Source organism: Nakamurella sp. A5-74, assembly GCF_040438885.1.
In the GTDB taxonomy this organism is placed as follows: Bacteria; Actinomycetota; Actinomycetes; order Mycobacteriales; family Nakamurellaceae; genus Nakamurella.
The window spans coordinates 3,067,720-3,085,484 of record NZ_CP159218.1; the positions used below are offsets into that span (position 1 = coordinate 3,067,720).

At 69.8% G+C, this 17,765-nt stretch carries 18 protein-coding genes, 1 pseudogene and 1 riboswitch; of the genes and pseudogenes, 9 read left to right on the plus strand and 10 right to left on the minus strand.

Annotated elements, in window-relative coordinates:
* Nucleotides 1-8 precede the first annotated feature (8 nt).
* Nucleotides 9-542: an AAA family ATPase gene (locus ABLG96_RS14130; RefSeq protein WP_353648003.1), complete on the plus strand. Its 534-nt coding sequence runs from the start codon at nucleotides 9-11 to the stop codon at nucleotides 540-542.
* Here ABLG96_RS14130 and ABLG96_RS14135 read toward each other — a convergent pair.
* Complete coding sequence (locus ABLG96_RS14135) at nucleotides 507-794, minus strand: hypothetical protein (protein WP_353648004.1); 288 nt, start codon at nucleotides 792-794, stop codon at nucleotides 507-509. The two genes, ABLG96_RS14130 and ABLG96_RS14135, sit on opposite strands and share 36 nt — an antisense overlap.
* A gap of 210 nt (nucleotides 795-1,004) precedes the next feature.
* Between ABLG96_RS14135 and ABLG96_RS14140 the strand changes: the two genes are divergently transcribed.
* The 3 genes and pseudogenes from ABLG96_RS14140 to ABLG96_RS14150 all read left to right on the plus strand — a co-directional run bounded on the left by ABLG96_RS14140 (nucleotide 1,005) and on the right by ABLG96_RS14150 (nucleotide 2,272).
* Entirely contained in the window at nucleotides 1,005-1,244 is a 240-nt protein-coding gene (locus tag ABLG96_RS14140; RefSeq protein WP_353651512.1) for a histidine kinase, read from the plus strand.
* Nucleotides 1,132-1,620, plus strand: coding sequence for a hypothetical protein (locus ABLG96_RS14145; RefSeq protein WP_353648005.1), 489 nt, complete (start codon nucleotides 1,132-1,134; stop codon nucleotides 1,618-1,620). The genes ABLG96_RS14140 and ABLG96_RS14145 overlap by 113 nt, the downstream gene beginning before the upstream one ends.
* Nucleotides 1,617-2,272: pseudogene (locus ABLG96_RS14150) on the plus strand (response regulator transcription factor). Before ABLG96_RS14145 ends, ABLG96_RS14150 begins: the two are co-directional and overlap by 4 nt.
* 197 nt (nucleotides 2,273-2,469) lie before the next feature.
* Here ABLG96_RS14150 and ABLG96_RS14155 read toward each other — a convergent pair.
* Nucleotides 2,470-4,236, minus strand: a complete 1,767-nt coding sequence (locus tag ABLG96_RS14155; protein ID WP_353648006.1) for a DUF222 domain-containing protein — start codon at nucleotides 4,234-4,236, stop codon at nucleotides 2,470-2,472.
* A gap of 9 nt (nucleotides 4,237-4,245) precedes the next feature.
* On the minus strand, nucleotides 4,246-5,100 hold the full coding sequence (locus ABLG96_RS14160) for a MerR family transcriptional regulator (protein WP_353651513.1): 855 nt from the start codon (nucleotides 5,098-5,100) through the stop codon (nucleotides 4,246-4,248).
* A gap of 253 nt (nucleotides 5,101-5,353) precedes the next feature.
* On the opposite strand from ABLG96_RS14160, the gene ABLG96_RS14165 reads away from it, so the two are divergent.
* Nucleotides 5,354-6,742: a TerD family protein gene (locus ABLG96_RS14165; RefSeq protein ID WP_353648007.1), complete on the plus strand. Its 1,389-nt coding sequence runs from the start codon at nucleotides 5,354-5,356 to the stop codon at nucleotides 6,740-6,742.
* On the opposite strand, the gene ABLG96_RS14170 is transcribed toward ABLG96_RS14165, so the two are convergent.
* From ABLG96_RS14170 to ABLG96_RS14190, 5 genes are all read right to left on the minus strand, one after another.
* The gene (locus ABLG96_RS14170; protein ID WP_353648008.1) at nucleotides 6,733-7,524 is read right to left on the minus strand and encodes an ABC transporter ATP-binding protein; all 792 of its coding nucleotides are present in this window, start codon (nucleotides 7,522-7,524) and stop codon (nucleotides 6,733-6,735) included. The two genes, ABLG96_RS14165 and ABLG96_RS14170, sit on opposite strands and share 10 nt — an antisense overlap.
* Entirely contained in the window at nucleotides 7,521-8,618 is a 1,098-nt protein-coding gene (locus tag ABLG96_RS14175; RefSeq protein ID WP_353648009.1) for an iron ABC transporter permease, read from the minus strand. The genes ABLG96_RS14170 and ABLG96_RS14175 overlap by 4 nt, the downstream gene beginning before the upstream one ends.
* Nucleotides 8,619-8,626: 8 nt before the next feature.
* Nucleotides 8,627-10,030: an ABC transporter substrate-binding protein gene (locus ABLG96_RS14180; RefSeq protein ID WP_353648010.1), complete on the minus strand. Its 1,404-nt coding sequence runs from the start codon at nucleotides 10,028-10,030 to the stop codon at nucleotides 8,627-8,629.
* A gap of 103 nt (nucleotides 10,031-10,133) precedes the next feature.
* Nucleotides 10,134-10,342: riboswitch (cobalamin riboswitch) on the minus strand.
* Nucleotides 10,343-10,360: 18 nt separating this feature from the next.
* On the minus strand, nucleotides 10,361-11,329 hold the full coding sequence (locus ABLG96_RS14185) for a M56 family metallopeptidase (RefSeq protein ID WP_353648011.1): 969 nt from the start codon (nucleotides 11,327-11,329) through the stop codon (nucleotides 10,361-10,363).
* 84 nt (nucleotides 11,330-11,413) lie between these two features.
* Nucleotides 11,414-11,761 carry a BlaI/MecI/CopY family transcriptional regulator gene (locus ABLG96_RS14190; protein ID WP_353648012.1) on the minus strand — a complete coding sequence of 116 codons (348 nt, stop codon included), beginning with the start codon at nucleotides 11,759-11,761 and terminating at the stop codon, nucleotides 11,414-11,416.
* Nucleotides 11,762-12,153: 392 nt separating this feature from the next.
* On the opposite strand from ABLG96_RS14190, the gene ABLG96_RS14195 reads away from it, so the two are divergent.
* Entirely contained in the window at nucleotides 12,154-12,345 is a 192-nt protein-coding gene (locus tag ABLG96_RS14195; RefSeq protein WP_353648013.1) for a hypothetical protein, read from the plus strand.
* Nucleotides 12,346-12,497: 152 nt separating this feature from the next.
* Nucleotides 12,498-12,983 (plus strand): hypothetical protein, encoded by a 486-nt coding sequence (locus tag ABLG96_RS14200; protein ID WP_353648014.1) that lies wholly within the window; start codon nucleotides 12,498-12,500, stop codon nucleotides 12,981-12,983.
* A gap of 31 nt (nucleotides 12,984-13,014) precedes the next feature.
* Here the strand turns inward: ABLG96_RS14200 and ABLG96_RS14205 are convergent, their stop codons facing one another.
* Nucleotides 13,015-14,871: a DEAD/DEAH box helicase family protein gene (locus tag ABLG96_RS14205; RefSeq protein ID WP_353648015.1), complete on the minus strand. Its 1,857-nt coding sequence runs from the start codon at nucleotides 14,869-14,871 to the stop codon at nucleotides 13,015-13,017.
* A gap of 189 nt (nucleotides 14,872-15,060) precedes the next feature.
* On the opposite strand from ABLG96_RS14205, the gene ABLG96_RS14210 reads away from it, so the two are divergent.
* Nucleotides 15,061-16,458, plus strand: coding sequence for a YihY/virulence factor BrkB family protein (locus ABLG96_RS14210; protein WP_353648016.1), 1,398 nt, complete (start codon nucleotides 15,061-15,063; stop codon nucleotides 16,456-16,458).
* Here ABLG96_RS14210 and ABLG96_RS14215 read toward each other — a convergent pair.
* Nucleotides 16,428-16,658: a DUF3039 domain-containing protein gene (locus ABLG96_RS14215; protein WP_353648017.1), complete on the minus strand. Its 231-nt coding sequence runs from the start codon at nucleotides 16,656-16,658 to the stop codon at nucleotides 16,428-16,430. The two genes, ABLG96_RS14210 and ABLG96_RS14215, sit on opposite strands and share 31 nt — an antisense overlap.
* A gap of 132 nt (nucleotides 16,659-16,790) precedes the next feature.
* On the opposite strand from ABLG96_RS14215, the gene ABLG96_RS14220 reads away from it, so the two are divergent.
* Nucleotides 16,791-17,756, plus strand: a complete 966-nt coding sequence (locus ABLG96_RS14220) for a pseudouridine-5'-phosphate glycosidase (RefSeq protein WP_353648018.1) — start codon at nucleotides 16,791-16,793, stop codon at nucleotides 17,754-17,756.
* Nucleotides 17,757-17,765 lie beyond the last annotated feature (9 nt).

A 17,765-nucleotide genomic window follows, 5' to 3' on the forward strand; every position in this document is an offset into this window, starting at 1 on the left:
TCGGTCGGATGATCGTTTGGCTGAACGGGCCGTTCGGGGCCGGTAAGACGACGGTCGCCCGACTCCTACTGGCGTCCGATCCCGCCCTGGTCCTGTTCGACCCCGAGCAGATCGGGTATCTGCTACAACCTGTTCTGACGCAACGGATCCCGGTCGGCGATTTCCAGGACTGGCGCGCCTGGCGCATCCTGACCGCTGCCGCGCTGGTGGCGCTGCACGAGGAGCTGAAGGCCGATCTGTTGGTCCCGCAGACGGTGCTCGTGCAGCGGTACTGGACGGAGATCGCGGAGGCACTCGCTGCCGCTCAGGTGCCTGTGCGTGCCTTCACCCTGGACGTCCGGGAGCCGGAGCATCGACGCCGGATCGATGCGGATCTCCACGAACCAGGCGCAGCCGGCTGGCGCCGTGATCGCCGAGCCGACTACGACGCGGCCCGTAGCTGGCTGGGCGCCGTCACCGAGCTGATCGACACCACCGACCGGTCGGCCGAGCAGGTCGCCGCCCGATCAGCTCCTCACTCGATCTGCGGCAGATCGACCTGACCACCACAGCGGACCGCTGACGAACCAGATCGCCACCACCACCCCGATCATCGGCACCCGCTGGGTGAGCGCCGCACCCGCATCCGGGGCTGCCACCAGGAAGCGAAGGCCCAGGAGTGTGACGGTCGCGATCGCGGCGGCGATCAGCGCCAGGCCGAATGTGCGCCACTCATAGGACGCCCTCCCGGCGCCCGCCCGTGCTTTCGGAGTCGGCGCCGGGCCGCCGGCGAACCGGTGGGCGACCCGGGACATCCGCCCACTGCACCATCCGGTGTCCGAACGCGACGCTGATTCCTAGATACATCCCGGCGAGGCTATGGACGTTCGCCGCGACCGTTCCGCGGCCCAGATCGATCGCGACCAGTGCGAGCAGCACCACGTCGACCAGTGGCACCGCCAGCAGCAGCCAGTTGCTGAGCCTGCGCCGCCTGGGAGCGGGAACGGGTCGGCAACCGACAACACCTGGTCGAGCTCGAGCACGCCGCGCGGCTGACCCGGGAGCGCGCCGCCACCGCCCGCGAACTGCACGACGTGATCGCCGGCCACCTGTCGTCGATCGCGCTGCAGACCTCAGCGCTCACCGGAGCGGATGCCGATCGAGTACCGCTTAACAGCGGTCGACCGCGCTCCGGACGCTGTCGACGGTCGGATGCTCGACCCACTTCCGGTGACCCTGCACGCAGAACTGGACCAACTCCTTGATCGGTTCCGGGCCGGCGGTGCCGAGTTGGTGGTGGTGCTGCAGCCCGATCCGCTGCCCCGACTTCCTGCGCTGATAGACCAGGTGGCGTACCGGGTGGTGGCGGAGGCCCTCACCAACGCGTCCCGCCACGGCGCCGAACTGCCGACGGACCTGCGGATCACCGCCACCCAGGAGCAGCCGACGATCCGGGTACGGAGCGCCCTGCTCGACCGCTCGGCGCCCACCGACCGTTCCGCGGCGGCCACCGTCGGCACCGGCCACGGCCTGTCGAACCTGCTCGGCCGGGTCACCGCAGCGGGTGGTCGGTTCAGCGCGGGCGTCGATGACGGCCGGTGGAGTGTCGACTGCGTGCTGCCGCTGGAGGGAAGCGCATGATCCGGGTGCTGATCGCCGACCACCACGAGGCCGTCCGGGCAGGTCTGCAGCTGCTCGTCGGCAGCGCGCAGGACGTCGAGGTGGTCGGCTCCGCGATCGACGGGGCCGACGCGATCCGGCAGAGCCGGACCCTGCGGCCGGACGTGGTGCTGATGGATGTTCGGATGCCGGGCACGGACGGCATTGCTGCCACGCGCGCGATCGTCCACAACGAGCTCGCCGCGTTACTGGTGCTCACCACCCACGACGACGACGCAGCCGTGTTCGGAGCGCTGCGGGCCGGTGCCTCTGGATTCCTGCTCAAAACAGCATCCGCGGCCAGATCCTCACCGGGATCCGGGCAGCCGCGGGTGGCGATGCGGTGCTGGACGTCGCTGTCACCCGTCGGGTGCTCGACGCTCTCCCGGACGAGCCCGGCCCCGCTGCTGACGGCCCGCGGCCGGTGTCCGCGACTCTGGACACCCTGACCCAGCGGGAGCGGGAGGTGCTGCGCGCCTTGGGTTCCGGCCTGTCGAATGCACAGATCGCCGAGCAACTGGTGGTCGCGCTGCCGACGGTCAAGACGCACGTGTCCAACATTCTCGCGAAGCTGGGACTGACCTCCCGGGTACAGACGGCGTTGGCGGCTCGCTCGCTCGACGTCGCACCTTGAAGTCGCAAGATCTTAGGTGATCGAGCGTCGCCGGAGCAGCGAGGTCCCTGACGTGGCAAGGTCCCCGGCCGCGGCCGCGGATGAGTCTTCGGTGGCCAAACGGGTGAGGTACGAGCGAGCGGAGATCCCGCTCCCGAGCAACAACTTTCGCTGATCGCGCGACGCAGGAGTCGAGATCCTGTCAGGTTCCCGGGTACTCAGAACGGTGGCGGGTCGTCATCCGGTGCGTGCGGGGATGGCGCGAGTCGTGTGAGTTCGGGGTCGTCGGTGATGGTGGCGCCGAGGGGGGTGGTCCAAGTCATGCGGTTGCCGGTTTCGCGGATGGCGCGCCAGCGGGTGAAGGTCTTGAGTCGGTGGTGGAAGCGGCACAGGGCGTCGAGGTTCTCGGCGGTGGTGGGTCCACCTTCGGCGAAAGGCCTGCGGTGGTCGAGGTCGCTGTGGCGGGCGGGGTGGCGGCAGCCGGGGAATCGACACACTCGGTCGCGGAGCACGACCTGTTCGACGAGTTTCGCGGTGGGGCGGTGGATGTCGGCGCCGACGGTCAGATTCGTTGAAGTGGATGCGCAGCCGTAGCGGCAGCTGCTGTGTTGGTCTGGGGCGCCGCGGATGGCGATGCGGGCGCGCTTCGCTGACAGGGCCAGTGCCTGGACAAGATCGGCCGGGAGGGCGGGGTGGGACCCGAGGAGAGCGCCTTCGATGGCGGGCACCTTGTTCAGGTCGATGTCGGTGAGGGTGGCGGCGTCAATGATGACGGTGACCCCGGAATCGACGCTCTCCCAGTCGGGTGGCAGGACCTCGGGGAGTGGTTCTGCAGCAGCGGGTTGAGGCGGCCCAGATGGTTCGGTAGTTCCGCGGAGGTCGACGTGTCCGTGGGCGGCCAGACTGGTGAACAGGTCGGCGAACACGTCGGCGCGGCGTTGACCGATGGTGCGATCGGAGGGCAAGCCCTGGGCGACGTGGTCGAGGACAGATCTGGCCAGGACAGCTACCGGTGTGGGGACGTCGGCGCAGAAGCGACTCATCCCGTCCTCGCGTGAGGAGAGGTACACGTCGCGGTCGTGGCGGGCGCGTTCCTGCCGGCGGCGGATCGCGTCAGGGTCCAGCGCTGCAGCGCACCGGTCGACGAGTACCCGCACCCGGGCAACAGTTTTCGACCGCAGCAACACACCGCCGTCGGCGAGGAGTTGTTCTTCCACGAGTGCCCGGGCAGCAGGATTCAGGTCGCGGGTGCGGTCGGCCAGTGCCATCACCCGGGCCCGGTCGAGCCGGCCCTGTGCCCACAATCGATGTGCCAGCGGCAACGCGTCGACCACATCGGTGGATTCCAGCATCCGGGCTTGCGCGGTGGCAGGGGTCCAGGCGAGGCGGGCTCCGACCTCGGCCGCCGCGATCCTTTGTGCCTGATTCGAAGCGGCGTCATCCCATGCCGGGTCGCCGCTGACGGACACGTCCTGCCAGTGGGAAGCTTCGAAGTCGCTGCCGAGCAGCGCGTCAGCGCTGTCGACACCCATGGGTCCATCGGATCCGCCGTTGGTGACGGCGTCGAGGAGGTTCCCGATCGGCGCGGCGACGCCGGGTCGGCCGAGGGCTGCCATCGCGGCTGCTCGATGCGCCTCGGCCCAGGCAGTGACCCGGTCCAGTTGCACCACCAGTTCCGCGAGGCCCTGGGCGGCGGCGGGTGACGTCACGGGGTCGGGGACGGGGACGTCCCGGGTGATGCGGGGCGCGGCTGCCGCGGCGAGCAGGGAGTCACCGAGGCCTGCATCGGTGCCGGAGTCCAGCAGGGGGAGCGGTTCTGTGACAGTGGACAGGCGTCGGAGCCAGTCGGCGTCGACGTCACGCTTGGCGAGGTTCCGGCAGCGTTGGGTGAGGGTGCCGAGTTGGCAGAGATCGATCTGGATCGGCCTGGATTCGAGGGCGGCGCGCGCCGCGTCGACGTCCCCGTTTGCGTGTCCCCATCCCATGAACCAATGCTACAAGCGTTCGAGTCCGGTAGCTAGAACTGTATGGATGAAGCTGTTCCACGATCGGACCAGTGGGTCGATACTCCGCTGGAGCAACCGACTGGGAGTCTTCTGTCGATCCGTCCGAATGTACTGCGGCTCAACGCGTTCGGTCACCACTTCGACGCCCGGTGGACCAGCTGTCGGTAGGGCCCTCGATCGGATGAGCTCTGCTGCAACAGATTTCGGACGCATCCGGGGTCTCGTCTGCTGCGTCGCTCGACCACCGTGCTCTTGGCTCGACCGTCGTGGTGTCGGGGTCTCGACTCCTTCGTCGTTCGACCATCGAGGGCCACTGCCGGTCTCGACTCCTGAGATCCCGTGGTCGATCAACGCCCCCGGTGGTCCGGCGGGCGCCACCCCGGCGCCGGCCAGCACAGCATCGAGATCCGTCATCGCGCCGGCGTACCAGTCCAGCAGCGCGTCCCGGGGCAGTTCCGCGGTGATCGAGGCAACCATCAGCTCATCCACCCGGCGGAGCTCGACGTCCAACGGATCGCCGCCCGGATCGATCAGCCGACGGAGTGCGCGCACCGCCTCGCGGGTCTGTTCCAGCCGCTGCTCGAGTCGCTCGAGGTGGGCGGTCAGCAGCGGCTGCCGCCGGCTTTCGTCGAGATCACCGATCAGATCAGCGATCTCACGGACCGGCATGTCCAACTCGCGCAATCGACGGATCGTCTGGGCCGGACCGATCTGGTCCGCGGTGTAGTACCGGTAGCCGTTCCAAGGATTGATCTCGGCCGGCACCAGCAGACCACCGGAGTGATAGCGACGCAGCATCTTCACCGACAGATGCGTCACGGTCGAGAGCTCCCCGATGCTCAGTTACGTCTGCGAGCCAGCCGGGTGACCCCCGTCCCGGGGTCGAGGCCGTCCTCCAGGTACTGGCCGAGCAGCACCCGCCGACCCGACTGGTGCTCGGCGGTGCGGGCTTCGACGCCGTCACCGAGACGCTCGTGTCGAAGCTGGCGGACATCCGTTCCCACGAGGCGTTGAGCAGGTCGAGCGACTTCCCGCCGGATGGCGACAGGCCGGTCGAGCGCCGGGCCCGCGGCGGTGCGTCAGGAACAATGAACGCATGAGCCAACTCGACAAGGGTGCCAACCGTCCACTCACCGCGTTGCGACCGGACATCGTGGTCATCGGCGCCCAACGCGGGACGGTCGACCTGCTGGTCCTGCAGCTGACCGACGCGCGCAAGGTCCGCAGCGACGACGATCTGGTGTTCTGGGGGGCGACCCGGTCCCGAGAGGGGGCCGTCGAGCTCACCGCCGGCGATCGCGCCACCATCGACCTGACCGCGGTCCCACAGGATGTGTCGGTGCTCGCGGTTGCGGTCGCCATGGACGACGCCGCTCCCGGTTCGCTGGCCTCGGTCGCCGGCCTCGCGGTGACGGTCGGTGACACCGAACCGGTCTCCGCCGCCGCCAGCGGCCTCAGCGACGAGCGGGCAGCGGTGCTGGTCGAGCTGTATCGCAGGGACGGCGGCTGGAAGGTCCGCAACGTCTCCGCCGGCTGGTCGGGTGGCCTGTCCGCCCTGGTCACCGAACACGGCGTCACCCTGGACGACAGCGCCGCCGCAGCACCCCCACCGGCAGCAGTCCCAGCAGCCCCGCCAATGCCCGTCGCTCCCCCGATGCCGCCGCCCCCCGCACCCGGCACCGCAGTGAACTTCCCGCCCCCCTCCGCGCAGCTGCCGCCGCCGACCGGACCGGCCATCGACGCACCGCCGCCGGTGTCGTTCCCACCCCCGTCGCAGCCGGCCCCCGTAACCCCTGCTCCCGGAGGTGGGCAGCAACGGGTCGACCTGGGCAAGCGGAACGGCGCGATCAACCTGACCAAGGGTCAGCGCGTCGAGATCGACTCGTCGGAGCTGATCGTCGCCTCGATCACCTGGCCACCGGCCACCGACTACGACGTCTTCGCCCTCATCCGCTACCGCGACGGCCGGACCGAGGCGGTCTCGGCGTTCGGCACCAGCGACGACCCGAAGTTCAGCCTGGCTTCCGCCGACGGATCGGTCCGGCACCTGGGTGACGTAGGTAGGTCCGGCCCGGCCGGCGGCCGCAAGAAGAGCTCATGGTTCGGCGGCGGGAAGGCCGCCGCTTCCGGCGAGCCGGCACCGATGGCGGTGGAGCGCATCGAGATCCGTCCGCATGCCCAGATCGCCGCGATCGTGCCGGTGGCCTACTCGGCGCAGTCCAACGGTACCGGCTCCTTCCGCCGCTATCAGGTGTCGATGTCTCTGGACAACGGCCGCGGGACGACGGTGCAGGTCGACGCCACCAACGCCGACGCGAACGACCAGATCTACAGCTGCGTGCCCGGGATCATCCTGATCACCGACAGCGGCGTGGTGATCGACTCGCTGGAGCTGTACTCGGCGCCCGGATCCGAGCGGCGTCCGACGATCGGCCCCGACCTCTCCGTCCAGATGGACACCGGAGCGACGAACCTCTACAAGTGAGGCTGTGACGAGTGTGGCCGGCGCAGTCGGAAGATCCCCACCTCGCTGTCGAACTCCACCACCCCGGTGGCGAAGGCCGGGCCGATCACGTTCTGCCGCAACGCATCCACCGTTCCGGTCCGGAGCACCCGGCCGTCGATGACCCACCCGTCCTGACCGGCCCGCAGCGCTGCCTCGACGTCGTGGGTGGACACCAGGACAGGGATCGAGCGGTCCTCGGCGATCCTACGGAGCACGGCCAACAGCTCGATCCGGCCAGGCGCGTCCAGGAACGCGCTGGGCTCGTCGAGCACCAGCAATGCCGGATCCTGGGCCAGCGCCCTGGCGATCAGGATGCGCTGTCGTTGACCGTCGCTCATCTCCGCCAGCGGAACGTCGGCGAGCGACTCCGCGTGCAGCGCCGACAGTGCGCGCTCGACGGCCGCGCGGTCCTCCGCGCGCAGGATGCCGGCCGCACCGGTGTACGGCCGACGACCCAGCGCCACCACCTCGCCGCCGCGGAGCAGTCCTGGGTCGAACCTGTCGGTCAGCACCACCGCCAGCGAACGGGCCCTGGCACGCGGGCCCATCGCGGCCAGCGGGGCACCGTCCAGGGTTGCCGATCCACCCAGTGCCGGTTGCAGAGCGGCAATCGTCCGCAGCAGGGTCGACTTGCCGGAACCGTTGGGCCCCAACAGCACCGTCACCCTGCCCGGATGCGCTGTCGTGGTGATCGGCGGCAGCAGCGGAACCCGCCGGTAGCCGATTACCAGCTCCTGCAGGACCAGTCCCGCGCCGCTCATCCGCCGGCCCCGAGGGTGCGGTTCCGGATCAGCAGAGCGATGACCACCGGCGCCCCGAGCACCGCGGTGACGACGTTCAACGGGATCGTGCCCGCCGTACCCGGCAGCGCGGCGATGACCCCGCAGAGCACGCAGACGACCGCACCGAGCAGCGCACAGAAGGGCACCATGATCCGGTGATCCGCCTGTCGCAGCAGCATTCTCGCCAGATGCGGGACCGCGAGACCCAGGAAGGCGATCGGACCGCAGAACGCCGTGACCCCGCCGCAGATCACCGAGGTCGCCACGATCGCCACCACCCGAACCCCGCGGACCCGCACGCCCATGGTCCTGGCGTAGCGCTCCCCGAGCACCAGTGCGTTCAGCGACGGGGACAACAGCACCGCCAGCACCAACCCGATCCCCACGACGGGACCGAGCACCACCAGGTCACCCAGATACGTGCCGTCCAGCGAACCCAGCGACCACAGCACGTACTTCTGCAGCCGCACCGGATCCGCGAAGGCCAGCAGCAATGAGACCGCCGCGCCGACGGCAGCGCCGATCATCACTCCGATGACGAGCAGCGAGACCACCGAGGAGATCCATCGGCCGGCGAGCAGCACGACACCCATCACCACCAGAGCGCCGGTCATCGCGGCGGCGGTAGTCCCCCAGCGCCCGAACACGCCGAATGTGGAGACGAAGGCGACCGCGGCATTTCCGGTGCCGAGCACCGACACCGCCACTCCGAGGCCGGCTCCCGAGGAGACACCCAAGATGTACGGGTCGGCCAGCGGGTTGGCGAACAACGTCTGCATGACGAGGCCGACCACCGCGAGCCCGGCCCCCGCCAGCACCCCGGTGAGGGCACGCGGCAGGTGGAACTGCTCGATCAAGCCCCGCGCCGGGTCGTCAGCAGGCAGCGATCCGGTCAACCATCGCAGGACGTCCCGCACCGGTACCGTCTCAGAACCGACCACCAGCGCCGTCCCCAGCACCAGTACCAGCAGGACGGTCACCGCGGCGAATGCGATCACCGTCCGGCGGCGTCGGTGGACGGCCAGCACGCTCAGCTCGCGCGGCTCCCCGTCCACCGCGCCGACGGTCGTCATGACAGGAGTCAGCTCAGCCGCTGGTAGAAGGTGAAGGTGTGCTCCGGCAGCAGATCCGGGTGCACGATCGCGATCAGGTCCGCCAGCGCGAGGTCGACGCGCAGCCCGCCGAGCTCGTAGTAGGGATTGCCACCGGCAGCGGTCACGCCCTTGATCGGGTTCCACACCTGGTGGGTGCTGAAGGCCGCGAACCGGGCGAACCGGGGATCCTCCTTCAGCGCATCGCTCTCGCTGGTCCACGTGGTCGAGGCGATCCACACCGGCGCCTTCGCGGAGGTCGCGAAGACCTTCTCGAAAGACGTCTTGACGCTGCCGGTGACCCCGTCCTGGGAGTTGGCGGTGCGGGCGCCCGCGTCGGCCAACAGCTGCTGCTTGTTGGACTTGCCGCCCGGCACGTACCACTCACCCTGGTAGGGCTGGTTCGGAACGACGAGCACCTTGTCCGCGGACTTCGTCAGCGCGACCAGCCGTTGGTACTCGGCGGCGATGGCGTCGAACTCGGCAGTGGCAGCGGATTCGGTGCCGGTCAGTGCGCCGAAGAACTTGATCCACTCTGCCTGGCCCAGCGGGGTCAACTCCTGCGCATCCAGGTCCTGCAGGACCGGGATGCCGGCCCCCTCCAGCTTGCCGTCGGCCGCGTCGGCGAAGCCGCCACCGATCAGCACCTGCGGCTTGCCGGTGATGACGGTCTCGGCGTCGATGGTTCCGGTGGGCGCGAACTCCACCGGCTTGTTCTTCGAGAAGTACTGCAGCACAGCGGGTTCGGACACGAATGCTGCCGACGAAACGCCGCCGACGGTGTTCAGCCTGTCGAGTGCGACGAGGCTGGGCAGGTGGGTGGTGGAGGCAGAGTAGAGCTTCGTCACCGGGGTGGTGACGAGCTGCGCGTCGGCGAGATCGCCGCTCAGCGCGGGCTTCGGAGCCCCGCAGCGCACCAGGACATACGTCTCGGCCGTGCCACCGGGCGGCGTGACGGTCAGTACCTGGAACGACTTGCGGTAGCTGATCTGCAGGGCGCTGGAGTACTCGATGCTGAGCTTGGTGGGGAAGTAGTCGGTCGCTGCGTCGTAGTGCTCGATGCAGCCCTTCGCATCGAGACCCGGCACTGCCGAGCCGTTGCTGGATGGGCTGGTGCTCGACGAAGACGGGCTCGACGAAACCGGGCTCGAAGCTGCGCTGCTGCTCGGTGCGGACGAGACCGCGCTCGACGAGACGGCACTCGAGGCCGCGCTGCTGCTCGGTGCGGACGAGACGGCACTCGAGGCTGCGCTGCTGCTGGGAGCGGCTGGGGAACTGCTGCACCCGGCGAGCACCAGCGCCGCGGACACCAGCGCGAGGCCGGGCACGACGAGGCGCCGGCGGCGGCGGGACGGGGTCGGTGGATGGGCGCGGTCGAGGGGGCTGCTGGTCACGGGTAGGACTCCTGGGGCTGCGCTCCGGGGGTTCGGATCCAGCAGGCGCGGGCACACGACCGGACGCCCACGGTCGTCCCTCGCGACCCCGAACGAGCGGTGCCGGTGGCACCGCACCGAAGGCAGGTCTTCGGACTCCCGGGCGGGCGACGACATGCCGTCGCTGTCCTACTGCCGTCGCTTCCCAGGCCGTGCAGCCCAGTGCTTCTGAGACGGGTTCGTTCCCGGTCACCGCTGCGGGGCAGTCCCGGATTCGCACCGGGTTCCCTGTTGTCCCGCCACACGTGGCGGACCTCCAGCACGCTCACCCTACCGCCGCGGTGATCGGCGTCAGCGCCACCCGACGAACAGCGCGATGGTGGGGACGGCGAGCAGCAGGAGTGCTGCGACGACGACGAGCAGCGATCCCCATCGCGGCAGTGGGTGCGGGGGTTGCAGTCGACGCACCCGCGCCGCGACGGTCGAGTCGGCACCGGCCGTCCAGGCGGCACTCGACCCCGGATCGCCGAGCTGGACGTTCTTCGTCGGGTCGCCGGAATCGGCCAGCACCACGGCGGCGATGGCCGACGCCACGGTCTGCGGACCGACGGTCCTGGCCGCCAGGTCGTCGGCCTGCATCTCCACCAACGCACGCACAGCGACCCTGGCAGCACGCATTCCCGGCACCGGCAGGGCCGTCGCCCAGGCCTGGAACGGAACCAGCAGCAGGTCGTGCCGCACGCTCAGGTGGGCTCGCTCGTGCGCGAGCACGGCCAGCAGCTGCCGATCCGTGAGCAGATCCATCAGTCCGGCAGTGAGCACCAGCCGACTGCGCCGCCCCGGCACGGTCCAGGCCAGCGGTGCCTGCTCGTCCAGCACCCTGACCGCGGCGTCCTGCGCGCCACTCGGACCGGAAATCAGATCCAGCACCGCGCGATGCTGTCGGCGTCGGCGTTGCGCGCGCACGATCGTCACGAGCAGCACCGTCAGCAGGTGGCCGGCGAACGCCACAGCCATCACGAACAACACGATGCGCGCGCCGTCCAGACCGCGAAAACCGTTACCTGTCAACAGGTTCCGCACCCCGGTGGCGAACGCTGGTGGCAGCTGCCGGCCCAGCGGTTCGGTTGCCATCACCAGCGCGGCACCGGTGAGCGACAGACCAGCACACAGACACACCGCCTGCCACAGCAGCAGCGCCGCCGTCGGCGCCCGACTCACCCAGCGTGCCCGGGCGAGCAGGATGCTGCCCGGAGCCGCCGCCGCCACGCCCGCAACCGCAAGCGCGGTCGCGAGAACGGGTGCGGGCAGCGAACTCATCCGCTCATCTTCACCTGCGGTCGAGGAGATGAATGCCCGACGAGCCCGACGGATCCCGCCGGCGCAACCACCGACCCGGCCGGTTCAGCGCTCGTCGAGCGCGCGGCGCAACGCCGCCAGGTCGGTATCGGAGACCGTCCCGACGAAATGCACCAGCGCATCCTGGCGATCACCTGCGTCTTGGAGGACCTGGTGCATCAGCTGGGCCGAGTGCTCGGCGCGGGTGGCTGTGGCGCGGTAGGTGTGGGCGCGACCGTCGCGGGACCTCGTCACCAGACCCTTGTCCTCGAGCCGGGTCAACACGGTCAACACGGTCGTGAGCGCCAGACCACGATCGGCGAGTGCGTCGGCAACCGCACGAGCGGTGACATCGCCGCGGGCGTCCCAGAGCACGTCGATCACCGCACGCTCGAGTTCACCGCGTCGCGTCATGGTCCACCTTTCGTCCGACTCCTGGAGATTCTACCAACCGTAGAACAGAGTCGGATCGCGTGTTCGCCCAGCGCGAAGACGGGGCGCATCCAGGGGTCGACGTGGTTGCACCTGGCAGGATGGAGCAATCGGGTCACCACTCGGTATCGAAGCTCTACCAGGACCAGTCGAGCCTGCAGCTGTTGGATCACGGATCGGGAACACTCCGGCGCGCAGTGCGTCGCAGGACCAGATCTCGGGCACTGTGGGATCAGCAGGACCGAATGGTGAGGCGGAACGGTCGGCACGGAAGTGTCCGAGACCGCCGCGGAACCGAAGCAGTCACCGCGAGATGTAGTGACCACGAAGTGCGTGACCACCAGTGTGGTGGCCACGGATGATGGGAGGACGTCATGACCGCAACCCTCACCGCCGCGACAGCTCTCTCCGCCACCGATCGTTGTGATCGCTGCGGAGCGGCCGCCGCTGTCCGCGCCGTCCTGAACTCGGGTGGCGAGCTGCTCTTCTGCGGCCACCACGCCCAGGAGTACTCGGCCAAGCTCACCGAGCTCGACGCCCAGATGCACGACTCCCGGGCGAACTGACGTCCTGGTTCGACCGAACATCCCCCGTCCGGCGCAGGGCGATCCACGTACGTCGTGGGTCGCCCTTCGTCGTACCGGGCGCAGATTTGCGATGATGACGGGGTGACAGCGCACCGCACCCCCACCGCGACCCTCGGAGTGGAAGTCGCGCCATGACGCTGCTCACTGCGCGCCGGGTGACAGTGCGGCCCGACTTCCTCGCCGCGATGATGCTGGTGCTCGGCGGCGGAGCCGGCCTGATCAGCGTGCTGCTGCCATGGATGACGCGGCGCGAGATCGGCTCGTCGATGTCCGGCTGGACGTACGTCACCCTCGGCCTGTCCTCCGGTGCCGGCGGCGACACCGGGCAGACGGTGTCCGCCTACGGCGTGCTGGGCATCGCGGTGGCCGGCGGCGCCTGCATCCTGCTCGGCCTGTCCACCCTGCTGCCGATCACCCACCAACCGCTGGGTGCCATCTCGTTGATGCTCGGTCTCGCGGTGATCGGAGCCGTGCTCTGGTGGTCGCAGGAGAACCAACGGTCGGCCGGTGGCTTCGGCGCCCTGTTCGACCAGCTCGGACCCGGCTGGTTCGTGGCGGCCGCCGCCGGTCCGCTGATCCTCATCGGGGCGATCCGCGCGCTGTCCCGCAGCGACTGACCGCAGCGCCGCCGCACCGCAGCACCGCCGATCAGATCTGGCCGAGCAGATGATCGCGGCGACGGCTCAACACGTCGACATCGGCCGATGCCGAGGGCGGACCCGGTACCGCCCGCCGCAGCTGGGCATGGACCGCGGCATGCGGGGATCCGGTGCGCGCAGACACCCTGGACACCAGTTGGTGCACCTCCTTGCGGAGCCCCGCCGCGGCCCGCCACCCCGCGGCGGAGGCGACGAGTCCCCCTGCCACCTGCTCCTCGTCCTGCTCGTCCTGCTCGTTGCTCGAGAACAGGTCGCGCTGCCGGGCGACGTCGTCCACCCGCTTGCGCAGGCCGGCATCCCGGTGGGCCAGCAGCGAGGCCATCTGTTCGGGCGACAACAATCCCGGCAATCCCAGGAAGTCCTCGTCGTCGTCGGTGAGCTCGAGCGGTTCGGCGGTGACGGCCTGACCGGAGTGCAGCACATGCGCGAAACTCGCCTCGGAGTCGAGCGCCTCACGGTCCGGGACGGAGTCGGCTTCGTCGCCGAGCTGGATCTCCAGATCGAGCGGGTCCAGCAGCTCACCCTCACCGTCGTCGGCTTTCGGCGGCGGCTGCATGACGTAGTTGCGGTCCTCCTCGAGTTCCGCAGCGAGCGCCAGCAGCGGACGCACTGCCGGCAGGAAGACTGTCGCGGCCTCCTGCGGATTCCTGGCCCGGACCACGCGCCCGACGGCCTGGGCGAAGAACAGCGGGGTGCGGTAGCTCGTCATCCACGCCAGGCAGGCCGCCCGGGGGATGTCGACACCCTCGGAGATCATCCGCACGCAGACCGCGATCCGGTCCGTCGACTCCCGGAACCGTTCGATCTTCCTCGAGGCCTTCGGGTCGTCGGACAGGATCAGCACCGGCGCCTTCCCGGTGATCGACCGGACGACGTCCGCGTACGCCCTGGCGTCGTCCTGGTCGCTGGCGAGGACGATGCCGGCCGCGTCGGGGATACCGGCCTCCCGCAGATGGGTGATGCGCTCGTCCATCGCGGCGATGACGTGCGGCACCCACCCGCCCTGCGGGTCGAGCGCGGTCCGCCAGGCGGCGGTCTCCACCGATTTCGTGCCGGCATCGGTGAGCGAGGCGGCGATCACCTCACCGGCGCTGTTGCGCCACCGGGAGACTCCGGTGTACGCCGCGAAGACGACCGGCCGCACCACCCGGTCGGCCAGCGCCTGGCGGTAGCCGTAGGTGTAATCGGCCCGGGAGCGCAGCAGCTCACCGTCGACCTCGTACTGCACGAACGGGATCCGTTCCTCGGCCCTGGTGCGGAACGGCGTTCCGGTCAGGCTCAGCCGACGATTCACGTCGTCGAACGCCTCGGCGATCGCGTCCCCCCACGACAGTCCGTCACCGGCGTGGTGGACCTCGTCCATGATCACCAGCGAGCGCAGCTTGTGCGATCGCGCGCGGTGCACCGCAGGTTTTCCGGCCACCTGCGCGTAGGTCGTGACGTAGCCGTGCGCCCCGTCCGGGACCTGGCCCTGGGCATTGGTGAGGGTGGGCTCCAGCCGGAGGCCGAACCCGGCGGCAGCGTCCGCCCACTGGGTCCGCAGGTGATCGGTCGGACACACCACGATGATCCGGTCGACAACCCTGGCGGCCAGCAGCCGCATCGCCAACGCCAACGCGAACGTCGTCTTGCCGGCGCCCGGGGTGGCGGTCACGAGGAAGTCCGTCGAGCTGGATTCCTCGTAGGCGGCCAGCGCATCGCGCTGCCAGGCACGGAGCCGGGCTTCGTGCGCGGGACGGGCCGGGTGGGCGGGCGAGGGCGGGTGGGCGGAACCAGCAGGGTGGGCGGCCAGGGAGGGATGGGGGGAACGGGACGAGTGGGCGGAGATCGGAGCTCCGATCGGCACCTCGCACCACCACTTCCCACCCAGTCCACGAATCTGCCGTCCAGCAGCCGCCAGCCCCGAGAAGATTACCCACGCGGTCCGACGGCACCGCCCGGATTGCCGCCGGATCGGGCACGGTGAATCTCACAACTCGCTCACGGCCGGGCGAAGTTGCCGCACGATCCCCGGGATCCTTGGCATCCTTGCGGGGTGACCCCGCACGTCCCTGTCCCCGGCTCCGGAGCCCCCGACGCCGCTGCCGCCGCTGCCGCCGCTGCCGCCGGCGACCCGGTGCGGGTGTCCTCGGTCCCCGGCGCCGGCGCATCGGTCGGCTCACCTGCAGAGAACCCGACGATCGCGATCCCCCGGACGGTGGCCCTCGACAAGCCCGACACTGCTCAGCAGTCCCCGCAGCCGACCCCCACGCCGGAACCCGATTCCGCGACGGTGCCGCAGGAATCCGCCGACCACGGCACGATCCTCACCTGGCACCGGGCGAACACCGGGCCGATCCCGGTGGTCCCCGGCGAGAAGGCCTCCCACCGCTGGCGCAGGATCCTCAAGCGGGCGGCGTCCAAGACCTGGAACGACTCGCTGTTCGGCTGGAGTTCGCAGGCGGCGTTCTGGTGCGCACTGTCGACGGCTCCGTTACTGCTGGCCCTGCTCGGCATGGTCGGTTTCGTCGCCGGCTGGTACGGCCCGGACACCATCCAGCAGGTCGAGGCACAGGTCATCACCTTCCTCAACACGATCTTCTCCTCCGGCATCGTCACCGATCTGCTGGCGCCGAGCGTGCACAACCTGCTGACCCAGGGGCAGGCCGACGTGGTCTCCGTCGGCTTCGTCATCAGCCTCTGGGCAGGCTCGTCGGCCATCTCGGCGTTCGTCGAGGCGATCACCATCGCCTACGGCCAGCACGAGGTCCGGCACCCCGTCGTCGAGCGGTTCTTCGCGCTCGGCCTGTATCTGGTCGCGCTGGTCTGCGGGATCTTCCTGCTGCCGCTCGCGGCGATCGGACCCACCACCCTGGTCAACCTGTTCCCACCGGACTGGCGCGACACCGTCTCGACGATCGTCGACATCGCCTACTTCCCGGTGGTCGGCATCCTGTGCATCGTGCTGCTGACGACGCTCTACAAAGTCGCCCCGAAGCACCGTCATCCCTGGAAGCGCGGCATTCCCGGGGCCGTACTGGCCACAGTGTTCTTCCTGATCGGCAGCCACGGCCTGCGGATCTACGTCAGCTACGTGACCGGCCACGGCCTCAGCTACGGCGCGCTGGCCACCCCGATCGTGTTCCTGCTCTTCTACTACTTCCTGGCGATGTCGATCATCATCGGCGCCCAGTTCAACAACGCGACGCTCGAGTACTACCCGCCGAAGCGGTCGAAGCGGCAGCTACGTGCGTGGCGGCGGCTGGGCGCCGAGAAGTTCGAGGCCAAGGAGCGCGCACACCGAGAGGCGGCCGGGGCCGACGGCGCTGCCGGCGCGGACAGTGCCGTGGATTCCCCCGCGCCCGGCACCGGGGCCGAACACGCCTGGAGCGCCGAACCGGGGCCGGTCTCCAGCAGCCGGAATCAGCCCTTGCCGGGCCGCAGCGACTTGTAGATCTTCTCGCAGTCAGGACACACCGGGGATCCGGGCTTGGCCGACTTGGTCACCGGAAAGGTCTCGCCGCACAGCGCAACCACGAAGTTCCCCAGCACCGCAGACTCGGCGATCTTCGCCTTGCGGACGTAGTGGAACATCTCCGGCGTGTCGTCGGTGGTGGTCTCGGTCGGCTGCGGCAACAGCTCGGTGGTGCTCATCCAGTCCTCCAGGCGACGTGCGGTCTCACGGCTGCACCGCGCTCGAGCGGAGCGGGTGGCGGTTCACTACCGAAGAGGATACTGCGCGGAATCCGGTCGACCCTGACGCTCGGCGTCGACGGTGCATCACGGATGATCAACGGCGTGTTGACCATCAGCCCGGAAGTACACGCCGCCCTCTCCGCCGGCCGGCCGGTCGTCGCCCTCGAATCCACCATCCTGGCCCACGGCTTGCCACGTGGCGACAACAGGACGATCGCCGACACCATCGAGCGGACCGTCCGGGACGCCGGGGCCGTTCCGGCGACGATCGCCGTGCTGCGCGGGTCGGTGCGGATCGGCTTGGAGCCGGCGGACCTCGACCTGCTCTGCAGCTCCGACCAGATCGCCAAGCTCTCGATCCGGGACGTCGGCCCCGCCCTCGCCTCCGGGGTGGACGGGGCCACCACCGTCGCCTCCACCGCGGCACTGGCCCACCGGGCCGGCATCGCGGTCTTCGCCACCGGCGGCCTCGGCGGCGTGCACCGCGGCGCCGCGGACAGCTTCGACATCTCCGCCGATCTGGGCGTGATCGGCCGGACACCGGTCGCGGTGGTCTGCGCAGGGGTCAAGTCGATCCTGGATGTCGCCGCCACCCTCGAGCACCTGGAAACCTTGTCGGTGCCGGTGCTCGGTTACCGCACCGACGCCTTCCCCGGCTTCTACCTCGCGGACTCCGGGCTGGGCGTGCCGTGGCGGGTGGAGTCGGCGCACGAGGTGGCGGCGATCATCGAGGCGCGTCGGCAGCTCGGCGAACAGGCCGGCGTGGTGCTGGCCAACCCGGTGTCGGTCGCCGATCAGCTCGATCCGGCGCTGCACGACGAGACCCTCGCCTCCGGCCTGCAACTGCTCGCCGAGCGGCACATCACCGGCAAGGACATCACCCCAGCACTCCTGGAACACTTCCACACCCGCACGCACGGCGAGAGCCTCCGGGTGAACGTCGAACTGGTGTTGTCCAACGCCACCCTGGCCGGCGAGTTGGCCGTCGCCCTGGCGGCCCTGCGCGCGGATCCGGCCAACCCCGATCCGGCCGTTCCCGAGCCGGCCGCCCCGTGAGCGCGCCGG